At 67.9% G+C, this 14,963-nt stretch carries 10 protein-coding genes; 5 read left to right on the top strand and 5 right to left on the bottom strand.

Annotated elements, in window-relative coordinates; genetic code table 11:
- Positions 1 to 25 precede the first annotated feature (25 nt).
- Positions 26 to 2,167 (top strand): Stk1 family PASTA domain-containing Ser/Thr kinase, encoded by a 2,142-nt coding sequence (gene pknB / locus ACFQQD_RS07420; RefSeq protein ID WP_378087874.1) that lies wholly within the window; start codon positions 26 to 28, stop codon positions 2,165 to 2,167.
- 98 nt (positions 2,168 to 2,265) lie between these two features.
- Here pknB and ACFQQD_RS07415 read toward each other — a convergent pair whose 3' ends face one another.
- Entirely contained in the window at positions 2,266 to 3,669 is a 1,404-nt protein-coding gene (locus ACFQQD_RS07415; protein WP_378087872.1) for a class II 3-deoxy-7-phosphoheptulonate synthase, read from the bottom strand.
- A 2-nt stretch (positions 3,670 to 3,671) separates the two neighbouring features.
- Positions 3,672 to 4,388, bottom strand: a complete 717-nt coding sequence (locus ACFQQD_RS07410) for a lysophospholipid acyltransferase family protein (protein WP_378087870.1) — start codon at positions 4,386 to 4,388, stop codon at positions 3,672 to 3,674.
- An 82-nt stretch (positions 4,389 to 4,470) separates the two neighbouring features.
- Between ACFQQD_RS07410 and ACFQQD_RS07405 the strand changes: the two genes are divergently transcribed.
- Both ACFQQD_RS07405 and ACFQQD_RS07400 read left to right on the top strand, forming a co-directional pair.
- On the top strand, positions 4,471 to 5,280 hold the full coding sequence (locus ACFQQD_RS07405; protein ID WP_378087868.1) for an alpha/beta hydrolase: 810 nt from the start codon (positions 4,471 to 4,473) through the stop codon (positions 5,278 to 5,280).
- The gene (locus tag ACFQQD_RS07400; RefSeq protein ID WP_378087866.1) at positions 5,273 to 5,749 is read left to right on the top strand and encodes a hypothetical protein; all 477 of its coding nucleotides are present in this window, start codon (positions 5,273 to 5,275) and stop codon (positions 5,747 to 5,749) included. The genes ACFQQD_RS07405 and ACFQQD_RS07400 overlap by 8 nt, the downstream gene beginning before the upstream one ends.
- Here the strand turns inward: ACFQQD_RS07400 and ACFQQD_RS07395 are convergent.
- Positions 5,746 to 6,873 (bottom strand): ROK family protein, encoded by a 1,128-nt coding sequence (locus ACFQQD_RS07395; protein ID WP_378087864.1) that lies wholly within the window; start codon positions 6,871 to 6,873, stop codon positions 5,746 to 5,748. The genes ACFQQD_RS07400 and ACFQQD_RS07395 overlap by 4 nt on opposite strands.
- A gap of 221 nt (positions 6,874 to 7,094) precedes the next feature.
- Here ACFQQD_RS07395 and ACFQQD_RS07390 point away from each other — a divergent pair, with 221 nt between their 5' ends.
- The gene (locus tag ACFQQD_RS07390; RefSeq protein ID WP_378090024.1) at positions 7,095 to 8,912 is read left to right on the top strand and encodes an AMP-dependent synthetase/ligase; all 1,818 of its coding nucleotides are present in this window, start codon (positions 7,095 to 7,097) and stop codon (positions 8,910 to 8,912) included.
- On the opposite strand, the gene ACFQQD_RS07385 is transcribed toward ACFQQD_RS07390, so the two are convergent.
- The gene (locus ACFQQD_RS07385) at positions 8,909 to 10,330 is read right to left on the bottom strand and encodes a mycothione reductase (RefSeq protein WP_378087862.1); all 1,422 of its coding nucleotides are present in this window, start codon (positions 10,328 to 10,330) and stop codon (positions 8,909 to 8,911) included. The two genes, ACFQQD_RS07390 and ACFQQD_RS07385, sit on opposite strands and share 4 nt — an antisense overlap.
- Positions 10,331 to 10,385: 55 nt before the next feature.
- Entirely contained in the window at positions 10,386 to 13,856 is a 3,471-nt protein-coding gene (locus ACFQQD_RS07380) for a pyruvate carboxylase (protein ID WP_378090022.1), read from the bottom strand.
- 209 nt (positions 13,857 to 14,065) lie between these two features.
- On the opposite strand from ACFQQD_RS07380, the gene ACFQQD_RS07375 reads away from it, so the two are divergent.
- Positions 14,066 to 14,917: a ParA family protein gene (locus ACFQQD_RS07375; protein WP_378087860.1), complete on the top strand. Its 852-nt coding sequence runs from the start codon at positions 14,066 to 14,068 to the stop codon at positions 14,915 to 14,917.
- Positions 14,918 to 14,963: the final 46 nt, after the last annotated feature.

The raw sequence follows: 14,963 nt of genomic DNA, 5'->3' as shown, positions 1-14,963 counted from the left end.
CCCGCCGGTCCCGGTCTACCCTGTAATGGTGAAGGAGCACGGCGCCGATCCCATGAACGGGACCATGATCGAGGGACGGTACGAGATCCGCGCCCGCTTGGCCCGTGGGGGCATGTCCACGGTGTACCTGGCCGTCGACCAGCGTCTGGACCGCGAGGTCGCGCTCAAAGTCCTGTATCCGCATCTGGCCGAGAACCCGCATCTTGTGGAGCGGTTCGAGCAGGAGGCCAAGACCGCTGCCCAGCTCTCCCACCCACACGTGGTGAACGTGTTGGACCAGGGGGTGGACGACCATCCGGACGGAAAACTGGCGTACCTGGTCATGGAGTACGTGCCGGGCTACACCTTGCGCACGGTCCTTCAGCGCCGCCGCGTGATGACACCACGTGTCGCGTTGGCCTATCTCGAGGCCATCGTGGACGGGTTGGCCGCCGCGCACCGTGCCGGGCTGGTGCACCGGGACATGAAACCCGAGAACGTTTTGGTCTCCCGGGACGGCCGGATCAAGGTGGCCGATTTCGGTTTGGCCCGCGCGACCACGAATTTCACGGGAACCGGTGCCTCCCTCGTCGGCACCGTTGCCTATGTCTCACCAGAACTGGTCACCGGGTCCCCGGCGGACGAGCGCAGTGACGTCTACGCCGTTGGGATCATGGTCTACGAGATGCTCGCCGGCCACCAGCCCTTCACCGGCTCCTCCCCCATCCAGGTGGCCTACCAGCACATCAACCAACAGGTGCCGCCTCCGTCAACGGCTGTTCCAGGATTGGCCGCCGAACTCGATGAACTCGTTCTGTGGTGTACGGCGCCGGCGGTGGAGGATCGTCCCGACGATGCCGGTGTTCTGCTGCAGGAGATCCGCCGTCTCCGCTCCGCACTGGACGAGCAGGACCTCGATTTCCAGGCGCCATGGACGGCAGACTCCGTCGAATCGGCCACGGCCCACCTCGCGGGCACTGCGCCGGATGAGGACCTCGAATACTCCGCGTCAGCGTCCGACGTCGACGCAACCGACGTCATCCAGCAAGCCGACGCCACGGACGTCCTGGACGGCGGGGCCACCACGGTGCTGTCCGCACCCGGATACCAGAGCACCTCCGTGCTGCCCACGATGACGCCGGATGCCGCCCCCACCCCGCTGGCCGCCCCACCGCCGCCGGCATCGGCATCCGGACAGCCCGCGTCCTCGCGCCCCCTCTCGAAACGACGAGAACGCCGACGGCAGGCCCGTCAGGCCCGGACTCCCACGGAAGACCTCGGGAGCGGCAGTCGAAAGCGCATGTGGGTGTGGGCCGCCGTCGTGCTGATCCTGACGGCAGTCCTCCTGCTCGCCGGCTGGTTCTTCGGCGCCGGCCCCGGTGGCGTGGTCACCGTCCCGGATGTGGAAGGCCAGAGCAGAGCGGCCGCCGTCCATGCCCTGCAGCAGACCGGTGTGGGATTCGCCCTCGCCAGAGTCCATCACGACATGGTGGCAGAGAACAGCGTCATCTCCACGGACCCCCCGGCCGGAAGTGAAGTTCGCCGATTCAACACCGTGCAGGTCACGGTGTCCCTGGGCCCGGAGATGTTCGAGGTACCAGACGTCACGGGGCTGGAGGAGGACGCGGCCGAGCGCGAACTGCGCCGGACGGAGTTGACGCTCGGGACCACGGAACACCAGTACTCCGATGCCGTGGCCGAGGGCCGGGTCATCAGTCAGGAACCGAGCAGCGGCACGCGACTGCGCCGCGACCGGCCGGTCTCCGTGGTCGTCTCCGAGGGTCCCCAACCGGTGGCCGTCCCGGACATCCGAGGACAGACCGCTCAGGAGGCCGCGGCCACACTCGAATCAGCGGGCCTGCAGCTCGAGCTGTCCGGCAGCGATCACTCGACGTCGGTTCAAGCGGGCCGGATCGTCTCCCAGAAGCCCGCCGACGGCGAAGTGGCCCCCGGAACGGTGATCACCGCCGTGCAGTCCCTGGGTCCTCGGATGGTGGAGGTGCCGGACGTCACCGGTCAGACGCCGGACGAGGCCCAGAAACAACTCGACGAGGCGGGATTCGAGGTCGAACAGACCGACATCCTCGGGGACTTCTTCGGCACTCGAGAAGGCCGCGTCCGGAATCAGACGCCGGACGCCGGCACTCGAGCCGCCGAAGGATCCACGGTCCGCATCCTGGTGCTCTGAACGGAGCGCCGAGGGCGATCGTCAGGTCCAGGACGCCTCGGTCATTCCCGGCTGGTCCCCGACCGACGCCCGGCCGACGCCCGACCGCCCGGTTGACTTCACGACAGGGTTCCCGGGCGTGCGAGTGCCTCGGTGACCAGGAAGGCCATCTCCAACGACTGCTGGTGGTTCAGTCGCGGATCGACCAGGGACTCGTAGCGGTCTGCGAAGGCCGATTCGTCGATCGGGTCCGCCCCGCCCAGGCACTCGGCCACATCATCCCCGGTCATCTCGATGTGCAGTCCGCCGGGGTACGTGCCGGCATTGCGGTGCACCTCGAAGAATCCTCGGACCTCGTCCATGACGTCATCGAAGCGACGCGTCTTGTAGCCGTTGGCCGCGGTGACCGTGTTGCCGTGCATCGGGTCGGTCACCCACAACGGGTTGGCGTCCGAGTCGCGCACGGCTTCCACCAGGGGCGGAAGTTTCTCGCGGATGGTGCCGGCACCCATGCGGGTGATGAAGGTCAGCCGGCCCGGCTCCCGCTCGGGATCGAGCTTTTCCACGAGGGCGAGAGCATCCTCGGGCGTGGTCGTGGGCCCCAACTTCACGCCGATGGGATTACGGACCTTGGACAGGAACTCGACGTGGGCGCCATCGAGGTCGCGGGTTCGCTCTCCGATCCACAGAAAGTGCCCGGACGTGGAGTACGGCAGCCCGGACCGCGAATCGATGCGGGTCAGCGCCCGTTCGTAGTCCAGCAGCAGAGCTTCGTGTGCGGTGAAGAAATCGGTGCGACGCAGGGCGCCGAAGTCCACTCCGGCGGCGTCCATGAAACGAACGGCCCGGTCGATCTCGCGCGCGAGCACTTCGTAGCGGGAGTAGGCCGGGTTGCGCATGAATCCCTGGTTCCACGCGTGCACGGAGCGCAGGTCGGCGAAGCCGCCCTGGGTGAAGGCCCGCACCAGATTCAGGGTGGAGGCCGAGGTGTTGTAGGCCTGGACCATCCGGCGTGGGTCATGTCGCCGCGACTCCGGGGTGAAATCGAAGCCGTTGACGATCTCGCCTCGGAAGGATGGCAAGGTGACGCCGTCCCGAGTCTCGACATCCGAGGATCTCGGCTTGGCGAACTGGCCTGCCATGCGGCCCATCTTGACCACGGGCAGCGAGGCGCCGTACGTGAGCACCACGGCCATCTGCAGGATGGTCTTGACCCGGGCACTGATCTTGTTGGCGGTGGCACCGGCGAAGGTCTCGGCACAGTCCCCGCCCTGGAGCAGGAACGCCTCGCCCTGTGCCGCGGCCGCGAGTTGGGTGCGCAGCACGTCGACTTCCCCCGCGAAGACGAGTGGCGGAGCCGCGGACAACTCCGTCATGGCCTCTTCGAAGGCGTCACGGTCTTCCCAAGTCGGCTGCTGCGACATCGGCTTCGACCGCCACTCGTCCAGGCCGGGATAGTCGGCGGCGCCATTGGACTGGGCTGAGCCGAAGGCCGGAAGGTCTGTGGAGGGATCCGAAATCATGATTACAGGGTACGGAACCGTTCCTCCGACTGTGCCCGTGTGACGGGTTTCTCCGCCTTGACGGTCGAGGCGTAGACCTCCACATACTCCTGGCCGGAGAGGCGCCGGATCGCTTCCATCACCTGGTCGGTGACCTGCCGTTCGACGAATCGGTCCCCCGCGCGGTCGTAATACTCGGAGAAGTCCATCGGCTGTCCGAAGATCACGCCCACGCGACGAATGCTCGGAATCGTGCGCCCAATGGGCTGGACCTTGTCCGTGCCGATCATCGCGATCGGGACCACCGGCACCCTCGCGTTCAACGCCAGCTTGGCGACCCCCAGCTTTCCGCGGTACAGCCGTCCGTCGGGGCTGCGCGTCCCCTCGGGATAGATGCCGAGCAGTTTGCCGTCCTGGAGAACGTCCAACCCCGAGCGCAGCGATTCCAAGGATGCCTTGCCGCCGGCCCGATCCATGGGCAGCTGATTCGTGGCCTCGAAGAACCGTCGAGTCAGCCAGCCCTTCGCGCCCCTACCGGTGAAGTACTCCTTCTTGGCCAGAAAGTGCACCTGACGGTCCAATTGGGCGGGCATGAAGATCGAGTCCGAGACGGACAGGTGGTTGCTGGCCAGAATGGCCGGCCCCTCGTCCGGCACATTGTTCAGTCCTTTGACCCAGGGACGGAACAGAAGGTTCGTCACGGGCGCCACCACAAAAGTCTTGGCGAACCAGTAGAACACGGCAGATGATCCTCTCCAGCGGTGGCGTTGACCGATTCCAGTCTAAGGAGTTCGGCCGGCTACCGGCGGCTAGGCTGGTGGCATGCAATCCCAGCAGCGGCCGCTGTCCCTGAGCGGGGCTCCGGACGGCCCCTTAGTCCGTGGCAGCGGTGAGGCTCAGTACGACCGTCCGGCGGTGGCGCTGCTTCACGGATTCACCTCCGGGCCTCTCTCCCTTGCCGAGTGGGCGACCGCCCTGGCTGCCGCCGGAGCCGACGTCGAGGTTCCGTTGCTGCCCGGCCATGGAACCCGTTGGCATGACCTGGAGACCGTGACCGCGGCGGACTGGCGATCGGCGGTGCGGGAGACGGTGGACGGCCTCTTGGCGAGTCATCAGCAGGTCTTCGTCGCCGGACTGTCCATGGGTGGTGCCCTGGCCCTCGATGCCGCTGCCCACCGCCGGGTGGCGGGCGTGGTTCTGGTCAATCCCGCCTTGCGTTTCGCCTCTCCGGTGGCTCCCCTCGCGTGGTTGCTGAAGCACGCCGTGCGTTCCGTCGCTCCGATAGCCAATGACATCGTTCGTCCGGGCGGGGACGAGATGGCCTATCCGCGCACCTCGGTCGCCGGCGTCCAACAGGTCGGCACGGTGCAGTCCGCCGCGCGGGCCGGACTCGCGCGGATCGATGCGCCCGTCCTGGCGTTCCACTCGACGACCGACCATGTGGTCCCCCGGTCCTCCATGGCGTCACTCGGGCGTGGTCTGCGCCCGGGCCTGCTGTCCGTCCGCCCCTTGTACAACAGCTACCACGTGGCCACGCTGGACTGGGACGCCGAGCTCATCCATCGGGAGTCCGTCCGCTTCATGGCTGAAACGACTGAGACAGCTGACGCAGAGGACAGCTCCCATGTCTGAGCCGCGCGACCCGGACCGCCCAGGGGACTCAGAGGGCTCCGAGAACTCAGATGGCGAGCCGGACATCGAGCGTCAGTGGCAGGAGATCGTGGCTGGCCTCGGTCCGCTCGGTGATCCGCCCGAAGAGACGCCCGAGCCGCAGGACCGAGAGCTCAGCGCCTACTTCGAGGCGGCCCCCGTGTGGGGCCCACGCGACTACACCGTCGATGACGATCCCGACGAGGAGTTCGTCCCGCCGGAGCCCCCTGCCCTCGGAGCCGGCCGTCCGGCCATCGTGCTCAGCGCCACGGGCCTGGTCGGCGGGCCGGTGGCGCTGTTACTGGCCGCCATATTCTGGCCCTCCATCCCGGGCATTCTCATCACCGTCCTCATCGCCGCGTTCGTGGCCGGCGCGGTGGGGTTGTTCCTGGCCCTGCCCCGCGATCAGGATCGCCGGAATCCCTGGAACGACGACGGCGCACAGGTTTAGCCGGTCGGCGCCAGCACCCCGGTCACCGGCCATCCGGCGCGTTCCACTGCGGTGCCGGCGGCGCCCACCCATCCGGCGCGGTTGCCCAGGGCGGCCGTCCTCACCGGGGGAACCGGCCGACGTCGTCCTCCCGGCAGATGCCGAACGAGCTCTGCCCTCGCCGGTTCCAGGAGCAGCTCGCCGGCGGCCGCCACACCTCCGCCGATGACGAAGCGGGACGGATCGAGTACCGCGGTGAGAGTCGCCAGGCCCCGACCCAGCCAGCGTCCGGTCTCGGCCACGGCACGGCGGCAGACGGGATCTCCGGCGAGCGCCTCGTCCATCACCGACCGGGCCGAGGCGCGCCCGGCCCGAGCTGCCAACGCCTCAGCGGAGACCAGCAATTCCCAGCATCCGGTGTTCCCACAGGGACACGGCACACCCGAGGGATCGACGGTCATGTGCCCGAACTCGCCGGCCATGCCATGCGCGCCGATGTCCACGACGCCGTCCCGCACCAAGGCGCCGCCGATTCCCGTGCCGACCGCCACCAACACCATCCGGTCGCCCCGTCCATCGCCGAAAGCCGTCGTGGGTGCTGTCAACAGGTCGTCGGTCCCCTGCCATCGCGCTTCGGCCCAGGCGGCTGCGTCGGCGTCGTTGATCACCCACGGCGTGGGCACGGTCCGATTCTCGGCGTCGAAGACGGCCACTTCAGCGGAGGGAAGCCCGGCCACGCTGGAGAGCGCCGATGACAGGTCGCTCGGTAGGGGTCGGTCGCGCCAGCCCATCAAATGCGGACTGAAGACGGACCGTCCGGTCGCCGGCTCGATCCACGCGGCGGCCGAGACACCCCAGGTGACCGGCAACTCGGGCCAGACGGAACGCAGGCCGAGGTACTGCTCGTGGGTCATCTGGGCGCAGAGCGCTGCCAGGGCCTCTCCGTCGGACTCGACGTGATGTCTGGTCCTGACCTCACCACCGGCGTCGATACCGGCACCGGCGGGAGCGGACTGGGGCCACGGGGGCCGGATCAACGTCCCGTCCTGGCCGAGCACGACGGTGCCCGCCTTGACGGCGCCTCCGCCGACGTCCAGACCGATCGAGGCGGCGACGGGCCGGGCACGAGGTGCCGTGACTTCCATGCGCGCCTCCACGACGACCTCCACGACGAGCTGATTCCCCTGGGCTGACGTTGCAAGTTACTCATGGGTAGACTGGCGACCAATGTGGCGTATGCCACTCCGTCGTCGGTCTTCTCCGGTAAGGTGAAGTCCCGGGGCCCTTCCCGGAACGGCTGGCACCGGGAGCACCGGTGGCACCACTCTGCCACGCCGTCGGCACCGCCGAACACCAGGAGCGCATGTTGAACGAATACATCACCCCTCCCGCCGTTCAGGTCCCCCAGGAAATGAACATCACCGATCTGCTCGAGCAACAGGTCTTGGCCGACCCGACCCGGCCCCTGTTCGCACGCCAGCTCTCCCCCGGTCAGTGGACCGACGTCAGCTCCGCCGAGTTCCAGCAGGACGTGCGCACACTGGCCCGTGGACTGGCCGCCGCCGGACTGCAACCCGGTGACCGCGTCGGGATCATGTCCCCCACCCGCTACGAGTGGACCCTGGTCGATTTCGCGATCTGGTACGCCGGTGCCGTGACGGTCCCCATCTATGAGACGTCGTCCCCGAGCCAGGTCGCGTGGATCCTCTCCGACGCCAAGGTCCGAGCGGTCGTCTGTGAGACCGCACGCCACCGCAGCGTGGTGGACACCGCCGTCCGGCAGGAACAGCTCGAGCCGCTGGCCGGTGGCTGGCTGATGGAGAACGACGGGCTGGACGAACTGCGCCACGCCGGCGCACACGGCCCGGACGAGGCCGCCATGGAGTCGCGCCGCTCGGCCGCCACCCTTCCGGACCTGGCGACCATCATCTACACGTCCGGCACCACGGGCCGGCCGAAGGGCTGCGAGCTCACCCACGGCAACTTCGCCGAGCTCAGTCTGCAGGCCCTGGGCACGCCATTGGCGGACATCGTGAACCACCGGGCCAGCACCGTGATGTTCATCCCCCTGGCCCACGTGTTCGCCCGATTCATCTCCGTCCTGGCCGTGGCCGCCGGCGCGAAGGTGGGCCACACCTCGGACATCGGGCAGCTGGTCCCCGATCTGCAGTCCTACCAGCCCACCTTCCTGCTGGCCGTACCGCGCGTCTTCGAGAAGGTCTACAACTCCGCCATGCTCAAGGCCGAGACGGACGGCAAGGGCAAGATCTTCGCCGCCGGCGCACAGACCGCCATCGAGTACTCCCGGGCACATCAGTCAGGCAAGGTGCCCTTCGCGCTCCGGGCCAAACACACGCTCTTCGAGAAGCTGCTGTACGGCAAGATCCGCAAGGCCATGGGCGGGCGAGTGCGTCACGCGGTCTCCGGCGGCGGCCCACTGGGTGAGCGGCTGGGCCACTTCTTCCATGGCATCGGTGTGGACATCCTGGAAGGCTACGGACTGACGGAGACCACCGCGCCCGTGACGGTGAACCGGCCCGGAGAGGTCCTCATCGGCACAGTGGGCAAGCCCCTGCCCGGCAACGGCGTTCGCATCGCGGAGGACGGAGAGATCCATGCCCGCGGAGTGTGTCTGATGCGTGGCTACCACAACCGTCCCGATGTCACCGAGCAGGACATCGTGGACGGCTGGTTCCGCACCGGTGACATCGGCTCGCTGGACGAGGACGGTTTCCTCACGATCACCGGTCGCAAGAAGGAGATCATCGTCACCGCCTCCGGGAAGAACGTGATTCCCGCGCTCCTCGAGGATCAGATTCGCTCCGACGCCCTGGTGTCCCAGTGCGTCGTCGTGGGAGACAACCGACCCTTCGTCTCGGCTCTGGTCACCCTGGACCCCGACGTCCTGCCCGGATGGCTCGGTCAGCGCGGCATCGCGGCGGACACCCCCGCCGACGAGCTCGCCGTGCACCCGAGCATCGTCGAGCACATCCAGTCGGTGGTGGACCGTGCCAATCAGTCGGTGTCCCAGGCCGAGTCCATCCGCGCATTCCGCATCAGTCCCGTGGACTTCTCCATCGAGGCGGGGCAGATGACCCCGTCCCTGAAGATCAAGCGGGCCGTGGTGCTGAAGGACTACGACTCCCTGATCGAGGAGATCTATTCGGCTCCGAAGCCGGTCTAGAGGAGGCCGAGGTCCGGGACGTCGAGGCCGAGGAGCGCGTTCTCCACGACCTCGGCCAGTGCTGGGTGAATCCAGTACTGGCCGCGGGCCATGGTGTGGGCGTCGATGCCCAGACTCATGGCCTGGACGAGCGGCTGGATCAGATTCGGAGCCTCATGGCCGATGAGGTGTGCTCCCACGAGTAGTCCGGTCTCACGATCGGCGATGACCTTGCACAGACCCTCATTGTCTTCCATGGCCCATCCGTAGGCCACGTCGCCGTATCCCTGCACCTTCACGCTGATCCGGTCCCGGCCGTATTTCTCCTCGGCCTCGGCCTCGGTCAGTCCGGCCGAGGCGATCTGGGGACGAGTGAAGACGGCGGAGGGGACCGGACCGAGAGTATTGGCCCGCAGATCCTCGGGATGCTCAAGGTTGTGCGAGACGATCCGCTGATCGTGGTTGGCCACGTGCTTGAGCTGGGCGGGACTGGAGATGTCCCCCAGGGCCCAGAGCCCCGGAACCGGCTCTCCCCCGGAGAGCAGGCGCTGGAAACCGTCGACGGCGAGACGGCCGTCGTCGTGCAGGTCCAGTCCGGCGGCGGCCGGGTTGAGCCGGTCGCTGTTCGGCACCCTCCCATGGGCGATGAGCACGGCATCGGTCTCGAAGCTCTGCTGTGCGCCCGTGCCGTCCTGCAGGTGGACGGTGACACCCTCTCCCGGTCCCTCCTCGATCCGGGAGGGCACCCAGCCAGTCTCCACCTGCCACTGCTGGGATGCCAGCTGGGTGAACCGCTCGGAGATGGTCTCATCGTGGTACCGCAACAGCCGCTCCGAGCGGTTGACCTGCACCACCGACGAGCCGAGCCCGGAGAAGATGGCGGCGAACTCGGCCGCGATGTACCCGCCGCCGAGCACCACGAGTCTTTCCGGCAGATCGGGCAGACGCATGATGGTGTCCGAGGTGTGCACCTGAGGCAGGTCGACGCCGGCGATCGCGGGCAGCACGGCCCGGGAACCGGCGGCGACCACGATGTTCTCCGCCTCGAGCACCCGGCCGCTCTCCGTGGTCACCTGATGAGCACCGGTGAACCGCACTTCCTCCGGAACCACCGTCGTGTGGTCCAGTTCCTGATCTCGGTAACGGAAGCCACCCGCCGAGATGGCATCGATCCGCGTGAAGATGCGGTCGCGGATCTCCGGCCAGTCGGCACCCTGCATGCTCAGGTCCACGCCGAGACGCCTGGCCTCAGCAGGAGCGGCGGCCAGGGACGCCGGATACGCGAACATCTTCGTCGGGATGCACCCGACATTCAGGCAGGTGCCGCCGAACACCCCCGAATCCACGATGGCCACACGCTGGTCGTCCCAAAAGGGCGTGACCAACGAATTGCCGGAACCGGAGCCGATGATGACGAGGTCGTAGGATTCGGTGCCCATGGTCCCAGCCTACGGCTGCGAGCCCCGGCACCGTCCCTTCGCTACTGCCGAGGACTCATTCCACCACGAGCAGCAGGTCACCGCCGTCGACCGGCGTCGGGCCACTCAGCACCACCCTGGCTACGGTGCCGCCGATCGGAGCGGTCAAGGCCGCCTCCATCTTCATGGCCTCAATCGTCGCGAGCGTGGACCCGGCCTCCACGACGTCACCCTCGGCCACGTTGATCGTCACCACTCCGGCGAAGGGCGCGGCGAGATGCCCCTGGATCGAGGGGTCGGCCTTCTCGGCCGTCCGGGCCGTCGACTCCACGGACCGATCGCGGACGGTGATCTGGCGCGCCTGCCCGTTCAGTGTGACCATGACCGGCCGCAGGCCCTTGGCATCGGGTTCGCCGATCGCCTGCAGGGTGGCCAGCAAGCGGACCCCTTTGCCGAGGGACACCACGTGCTCCTGGCCGGGGGCCATCCCGTACAGCCAGTCTCGCGTGTGCAGCACCGAGGTGTCGCCGAACTCGGCCCGGTTGGCCTCGAAGTCTCTGGTCGGCCCCGGGAACAACAGACGGTTGAGCGTCGCGCGACGCTCGGCCCCCGGATGGGCCAACGACGCGCGGTCCTCGTCACTGAGCTCGGACACGCCGGCGCGCTCGACGAGCTCGCCGTCGGAGCCACGTCGACCACGGTTCTGCAAGGCACGCGTCCGGAACGGCTCCGGCCAGCCCCCGGGCGGATCTCCGAGCTCACCGGAGAGGAAACCGATCACGGAATCAGGCACGTCGAACTCATGCGGGTTCTCTGCGAACTCCGCCGGATCGACGTTCATGCCCACCAGGTGCAGCGCCAGGTCACCGACCACCTTGGAGCTCGGCGTCACCTTGACGATGTTGCCGAGGATCTCGTTGGCGGCCTCGTACATCTTCTCAATCTGCTCGAACCGCTCCCCCAGGCCCAGCGCGATGGCCTGCTGGCGCAGATTGGACAGTTGGCCCCCGGGGATCTCGTGGCGATACACACGGCCGGTGGGCGCGGACAATCCGGACTCGAAGGGCCGGTAGATCTCCCGGACGGTCTCCCAGTACGGTTCCAGCGCCGCAGCGCGGTCCAGGCCCAACCCCGTGTCCCGCTCGGAATGCTCGAGCGAGGCCACCAGTGCCGACATCGGGACCTGGCTGGTGGTGCCCGCCATGGAGGCCACCGCGGTGTCCACGGCGTCGACGCCGGCGTCCGCGGCGGCCAGCAGCGTGGCCAGTTGACCACCGGCGGTGTCGTGGGTGTGCAGGTGCACCGGCACCTCGAACTCGGCCCGCAGCGCGCCCACGAGTTCTCGAGCCGCGTTCGGGCGAAGCAGACCCGCCATGTCCTTGATCGCGAGGATATGCGCGCCGGCGTCCACCATGCGGCGGGCCAGGCCCAGGTAGTAGTCCAGCGTGTAGAGGCTCTCGTCCGGATTCAGCAGATTGCCCGTGTAACAGAGTGCGGCCTCGGCGACGGCGGTTCCGGTGGCACGGACCGCCTCGATGGCCGGGGTGATCTGACGGACGTCGTTCAGGGCATCGAAGATGCGGAAGATATCGACGCCGGTCTCGGCGGCCTCGGCGACGAACGCGTTGGTCACCTCCACCGGGTACGGGGTGTATCCCACGGTGTTGCGACCCCGCAACAGCATCTGCAGCGGGATGTTCGGCAGCTGCTGGCGCAGATAGCGCAGTCGGTCCCACGGATCCTCACCGAGGAAGCGCAGCGCCACGTCGTAGGTCGCCCCGCCCCACGCTTCCACGGAGAACAGCCCCGGCAGGGTGTGGGCCACCGCGGGGGCCGCCGCCAGGAGGTCCCTGGTCCGCACCCGAGTGGCCAACAGGGACTGGTGGGCGTCCCGGAACGTGGTGTCCGTGACCGCCAACTCCGTCCGGCTTCGCAGGTCCGCCGCGAAGCCCTCCGGCCCTTTCGCCACCAAGACGTCCCGCCATCCCGCCGGTGGTTGATGCTCGGAGGGGCCGTCAAAGGGACTGCGCTCCGGCTCCTCGAATTTGTCCCCGGGATACCTCGGCAGTTTGGACCGGGGGTCGATGCCGTCGATCCTCGGCCCGTAGGGCTGATTGACGGTGACATCGGCCAAGTACTGCAGGGCCTTGGATCCCCGGTCGCGACTGCGATTGACCTGCGCCAGTTCAGGATGGGCATCGATGAAGTCCGTGGCCACCTCTCCGGCCACGAAGGCAGGATCGTCCAGCACGTTCATCAGGAAGGGGATGTTGGTCGCCACCCCGCGCACGCGGAACTCTGCCAGGGCCCGGCGGGCGCGGCGCACCGCCGTCGGGAAATCCCGGCCGCGGCAGGTGAGCTTCACCAGCAGAGAGTCGAAGTGGGGGCTGATCTCGGCCCCGGTGTAGAGGGTGCCCCCGTCCAGCCGGACGCCGGACCCACCGGCGGAGCGGTAGGCGGTGATCGATCCGGTGTCCGGCCGGAAGCCATTGGACGGGTCCTCCGTGGTGATCCGGCACTGCATGGCCGTGCCGCGGATCCTCAGGTCGTCCTGCTGGATCCCGAGCTCATCCAGGCTCTGGCCGGCGGCGATGCGCAGCTGAGAGGCGACCAGATCGACGTCGGTGATCTCCTCCGTGACGGTGTGCTCCACCTGGATGCGGGGGTTCATCTCGATGAAGACGTGCTGACCGGCCCGCTCCCCCGCCGTGTCCACCAGGAACTCGACCGTCCCGGCATTCACGTAGCCCATGGCCCGAGCGAACTTCACCGCATCGGCGTACAGGGCCTGCCGGATCGAGTCGTCAAGATGCGGAGCGGGGGCCATCTCGATGACCTTCTGGTGTCGTCGCTGCATCGAGCAATCGCGCTCGAACAGGTGCACCGTCTCCCCGCTGGCGTCGGCGAGGACCTGGACCTCGATGTGGCGGGGTCTCAAGACGGCCTGTTCGAGGAAGACGGTCGCGTCCCCGAACGCCGTCTCCGCCTCTCGCATCGCCGCGGAGAGGGCGTCCCGAAGATCCTCGGCGGTCTCCACCTTCCGCATTCCGCGTCCGCCGCCTCCGGCGACGGCCTTGACGAAGACCGGGAAACCGATGCCCTCGGCCTGTTCCACCAACCAGTCCACGTCAGAGCTCGGCTCCGACGAGGCGAGCGTGGGTATGCCAGCGGCCTTGGCGGCTCGCAGGGCCTCGACCTTGTTGCCCGTGAGCTCGAGGACGTCTGCCGGCGGGCCGACGAACGACAGTCCCGCCTCCTCGCATGCCCGCGCGAGCCCAGCGTTCTCGGACAGGAACCCGTAACCGGGATAGACGGCGTCGCAACCGGATTCCTGGGCGACCCGGATCATCTCGTCCACATCCAGGTAGGCACGGATGGGATGACCTTCCTCGCCGATGCGATAGGCCTCGTCGGCCTTCTGCCGGTGGATCGAGTTCCGATCTTCGAAGGGATAGACCGCCACGGTGCGCGCGCCCAGTTCATAACAGGCGCGGAAGGCGCGGACGGCGATCTCCCCTCGGTTGGCCACCAACACCTTGGCGAACATCTGGGCGGGCGAACTGTTGTTCGCGCTGGTCACGCTGGTCACGATGAGGTCTCCTTGGCTGACGGACGCGGCATTGATGTGGTCTACATCACGGGCCAGTGTGGCATAGCCGCCAACACGCCCCTATGCCACACGTCACACTCGTCACGGCACTAGGATGGACCCTGGTCCGTTCCCCACCGTCCATCCACAGTCAGGATCTCCACGCCGTGCAAATCATCTCCATCTCCAGCCTCAAGGGCGGGGTCGGCAAGACGTCGGTCAGCCTCGGACTGGCCTCGGCGGCTCGAGAGCAGGGCATTCCGACCCTGGTGGTGGACATGGATCCTCACGCTGACGCCACCACGGGACTCGGCGTGAAACGGGACGAGAACGCCGATGACATCGGCACGCTGCTGGACCGCCCCAAGCGCGTAGAGCTGGCCGACCACGTGGTCGCCTCGGGGTGGCCGGATCCCCTGTCGAGCGCTTCCGACGGCTCGGGCGGCAGTGCCTCGTCCGGGGGCACCAAGGTGCTGGACGTCGTGCGGGGATCGTCACGGACCGCCCTCTACGAACGCCCCACCACACGCCAACGCGAGTTGCGCCGGTTATCGCTGTTGCTGGACTCCGTAACCAAGTACGCCTTGGTGCTGGTGGACTGCCCGCCTGCTCTCAACGGCGTCACGCGCATGGCGTGGGCGGCCTCCACGGACGTGCTACTCGTGGCCGAACCCAGTCTGTTCTCGGTGGCGGGCACCGAGCGGACGCTGCGTGCCCTCGACCTGTTCCGCCAGGAGTACGCCCAGGGCGTGCGCTCCACCGGCGTGGTGGCCAACCGGGTACGGCCTGCCAGCACGGAACACCAGTTCCGGCTCGGTGAGATGGAGCGCATGTACGGCGACCGCCTGTTGCCCGTGGCGATTCCGGAACAGAGCAATTGGCAGCAGATCCAGGGCGCCGCCTGGCCGGTTCACGCCTGGCCCGGTGAGACCGCCGCCCAGTCGGCGGCACTGTTCGACGAATTGCTGGCGGCGCTGCATCGCCCCCTGCAGGGCCGGCGCAGCCAGCGGCGTCACTGACACCCGAAACGTGGTGTGAGGGTCAGCCATTCACTCGGAACGGCGT

Source organism: Citricoccus sp. GCM10030269, from assembly GCF_042665635.1.
Taxonomy (GTDB): domain Bacteria; phylum Actinomycetota; class Actinomycetes; order Actinomycetales; family Micrococcaceae; genus Citricoccus.
This window is presented reverse-complemented; position numbering and strand designations above follow the sequence as displayed.

Bases quoted from the DNA above. Each gene is read 5' to 3' on its own strand.
- pknB (WP_378087874.1), top strand. From the start codon at position 26: ATGGTGAAGGAGCACGGCGCCGATCCCATGAACGGGACCATGATCGAG.
- ACFQQD_RS07415 (WP_378087872.1), bottom strand. From the start codon at position 3,669: ATGATTTCGGATCCCTCCACAGACCTTCCGGCCTTCGGCTCAGCCCAG.
- ACFQQD_RS07405 (WP_378087868.1), top strand. From the start codon at position 4,471: ATGCAATCCCAGCAGCGGCCGCTGTCCCTGAGCGGGGCTCCGGACGGC.
- ACFQQD_RS07400 (WP_378087866.1), top strand. From the start codon at position 5,273: ATGTCTGAGCCGCGCGACCCGGACCGCCCAGGGGACTCAGAGGGCTCC.
- ACFQQD_RS07395 (WP_378087864.1), bottom strand. From the start codon at position 6,873: ATGGAAGTCACGGCACCTCGTGCCCGGCCCGTCGCCGCCTCGATCGGT.
- ACFQQD_RS07385 (WP_378087862.1), bottom strand. From the start codon at position 10,330: ATGGGCACCGAATCCTACGACCTCGTCATCATCGGCTCCGGTTCCGGC.
- ACFQQD_RS07380 (WP_378090022.1), bottom strand. From the start codon at position 13,856: ATGTTCGCCAAGGTGTTGGTGGCCAACCGAGGGGAGATCGCCGTCCGC.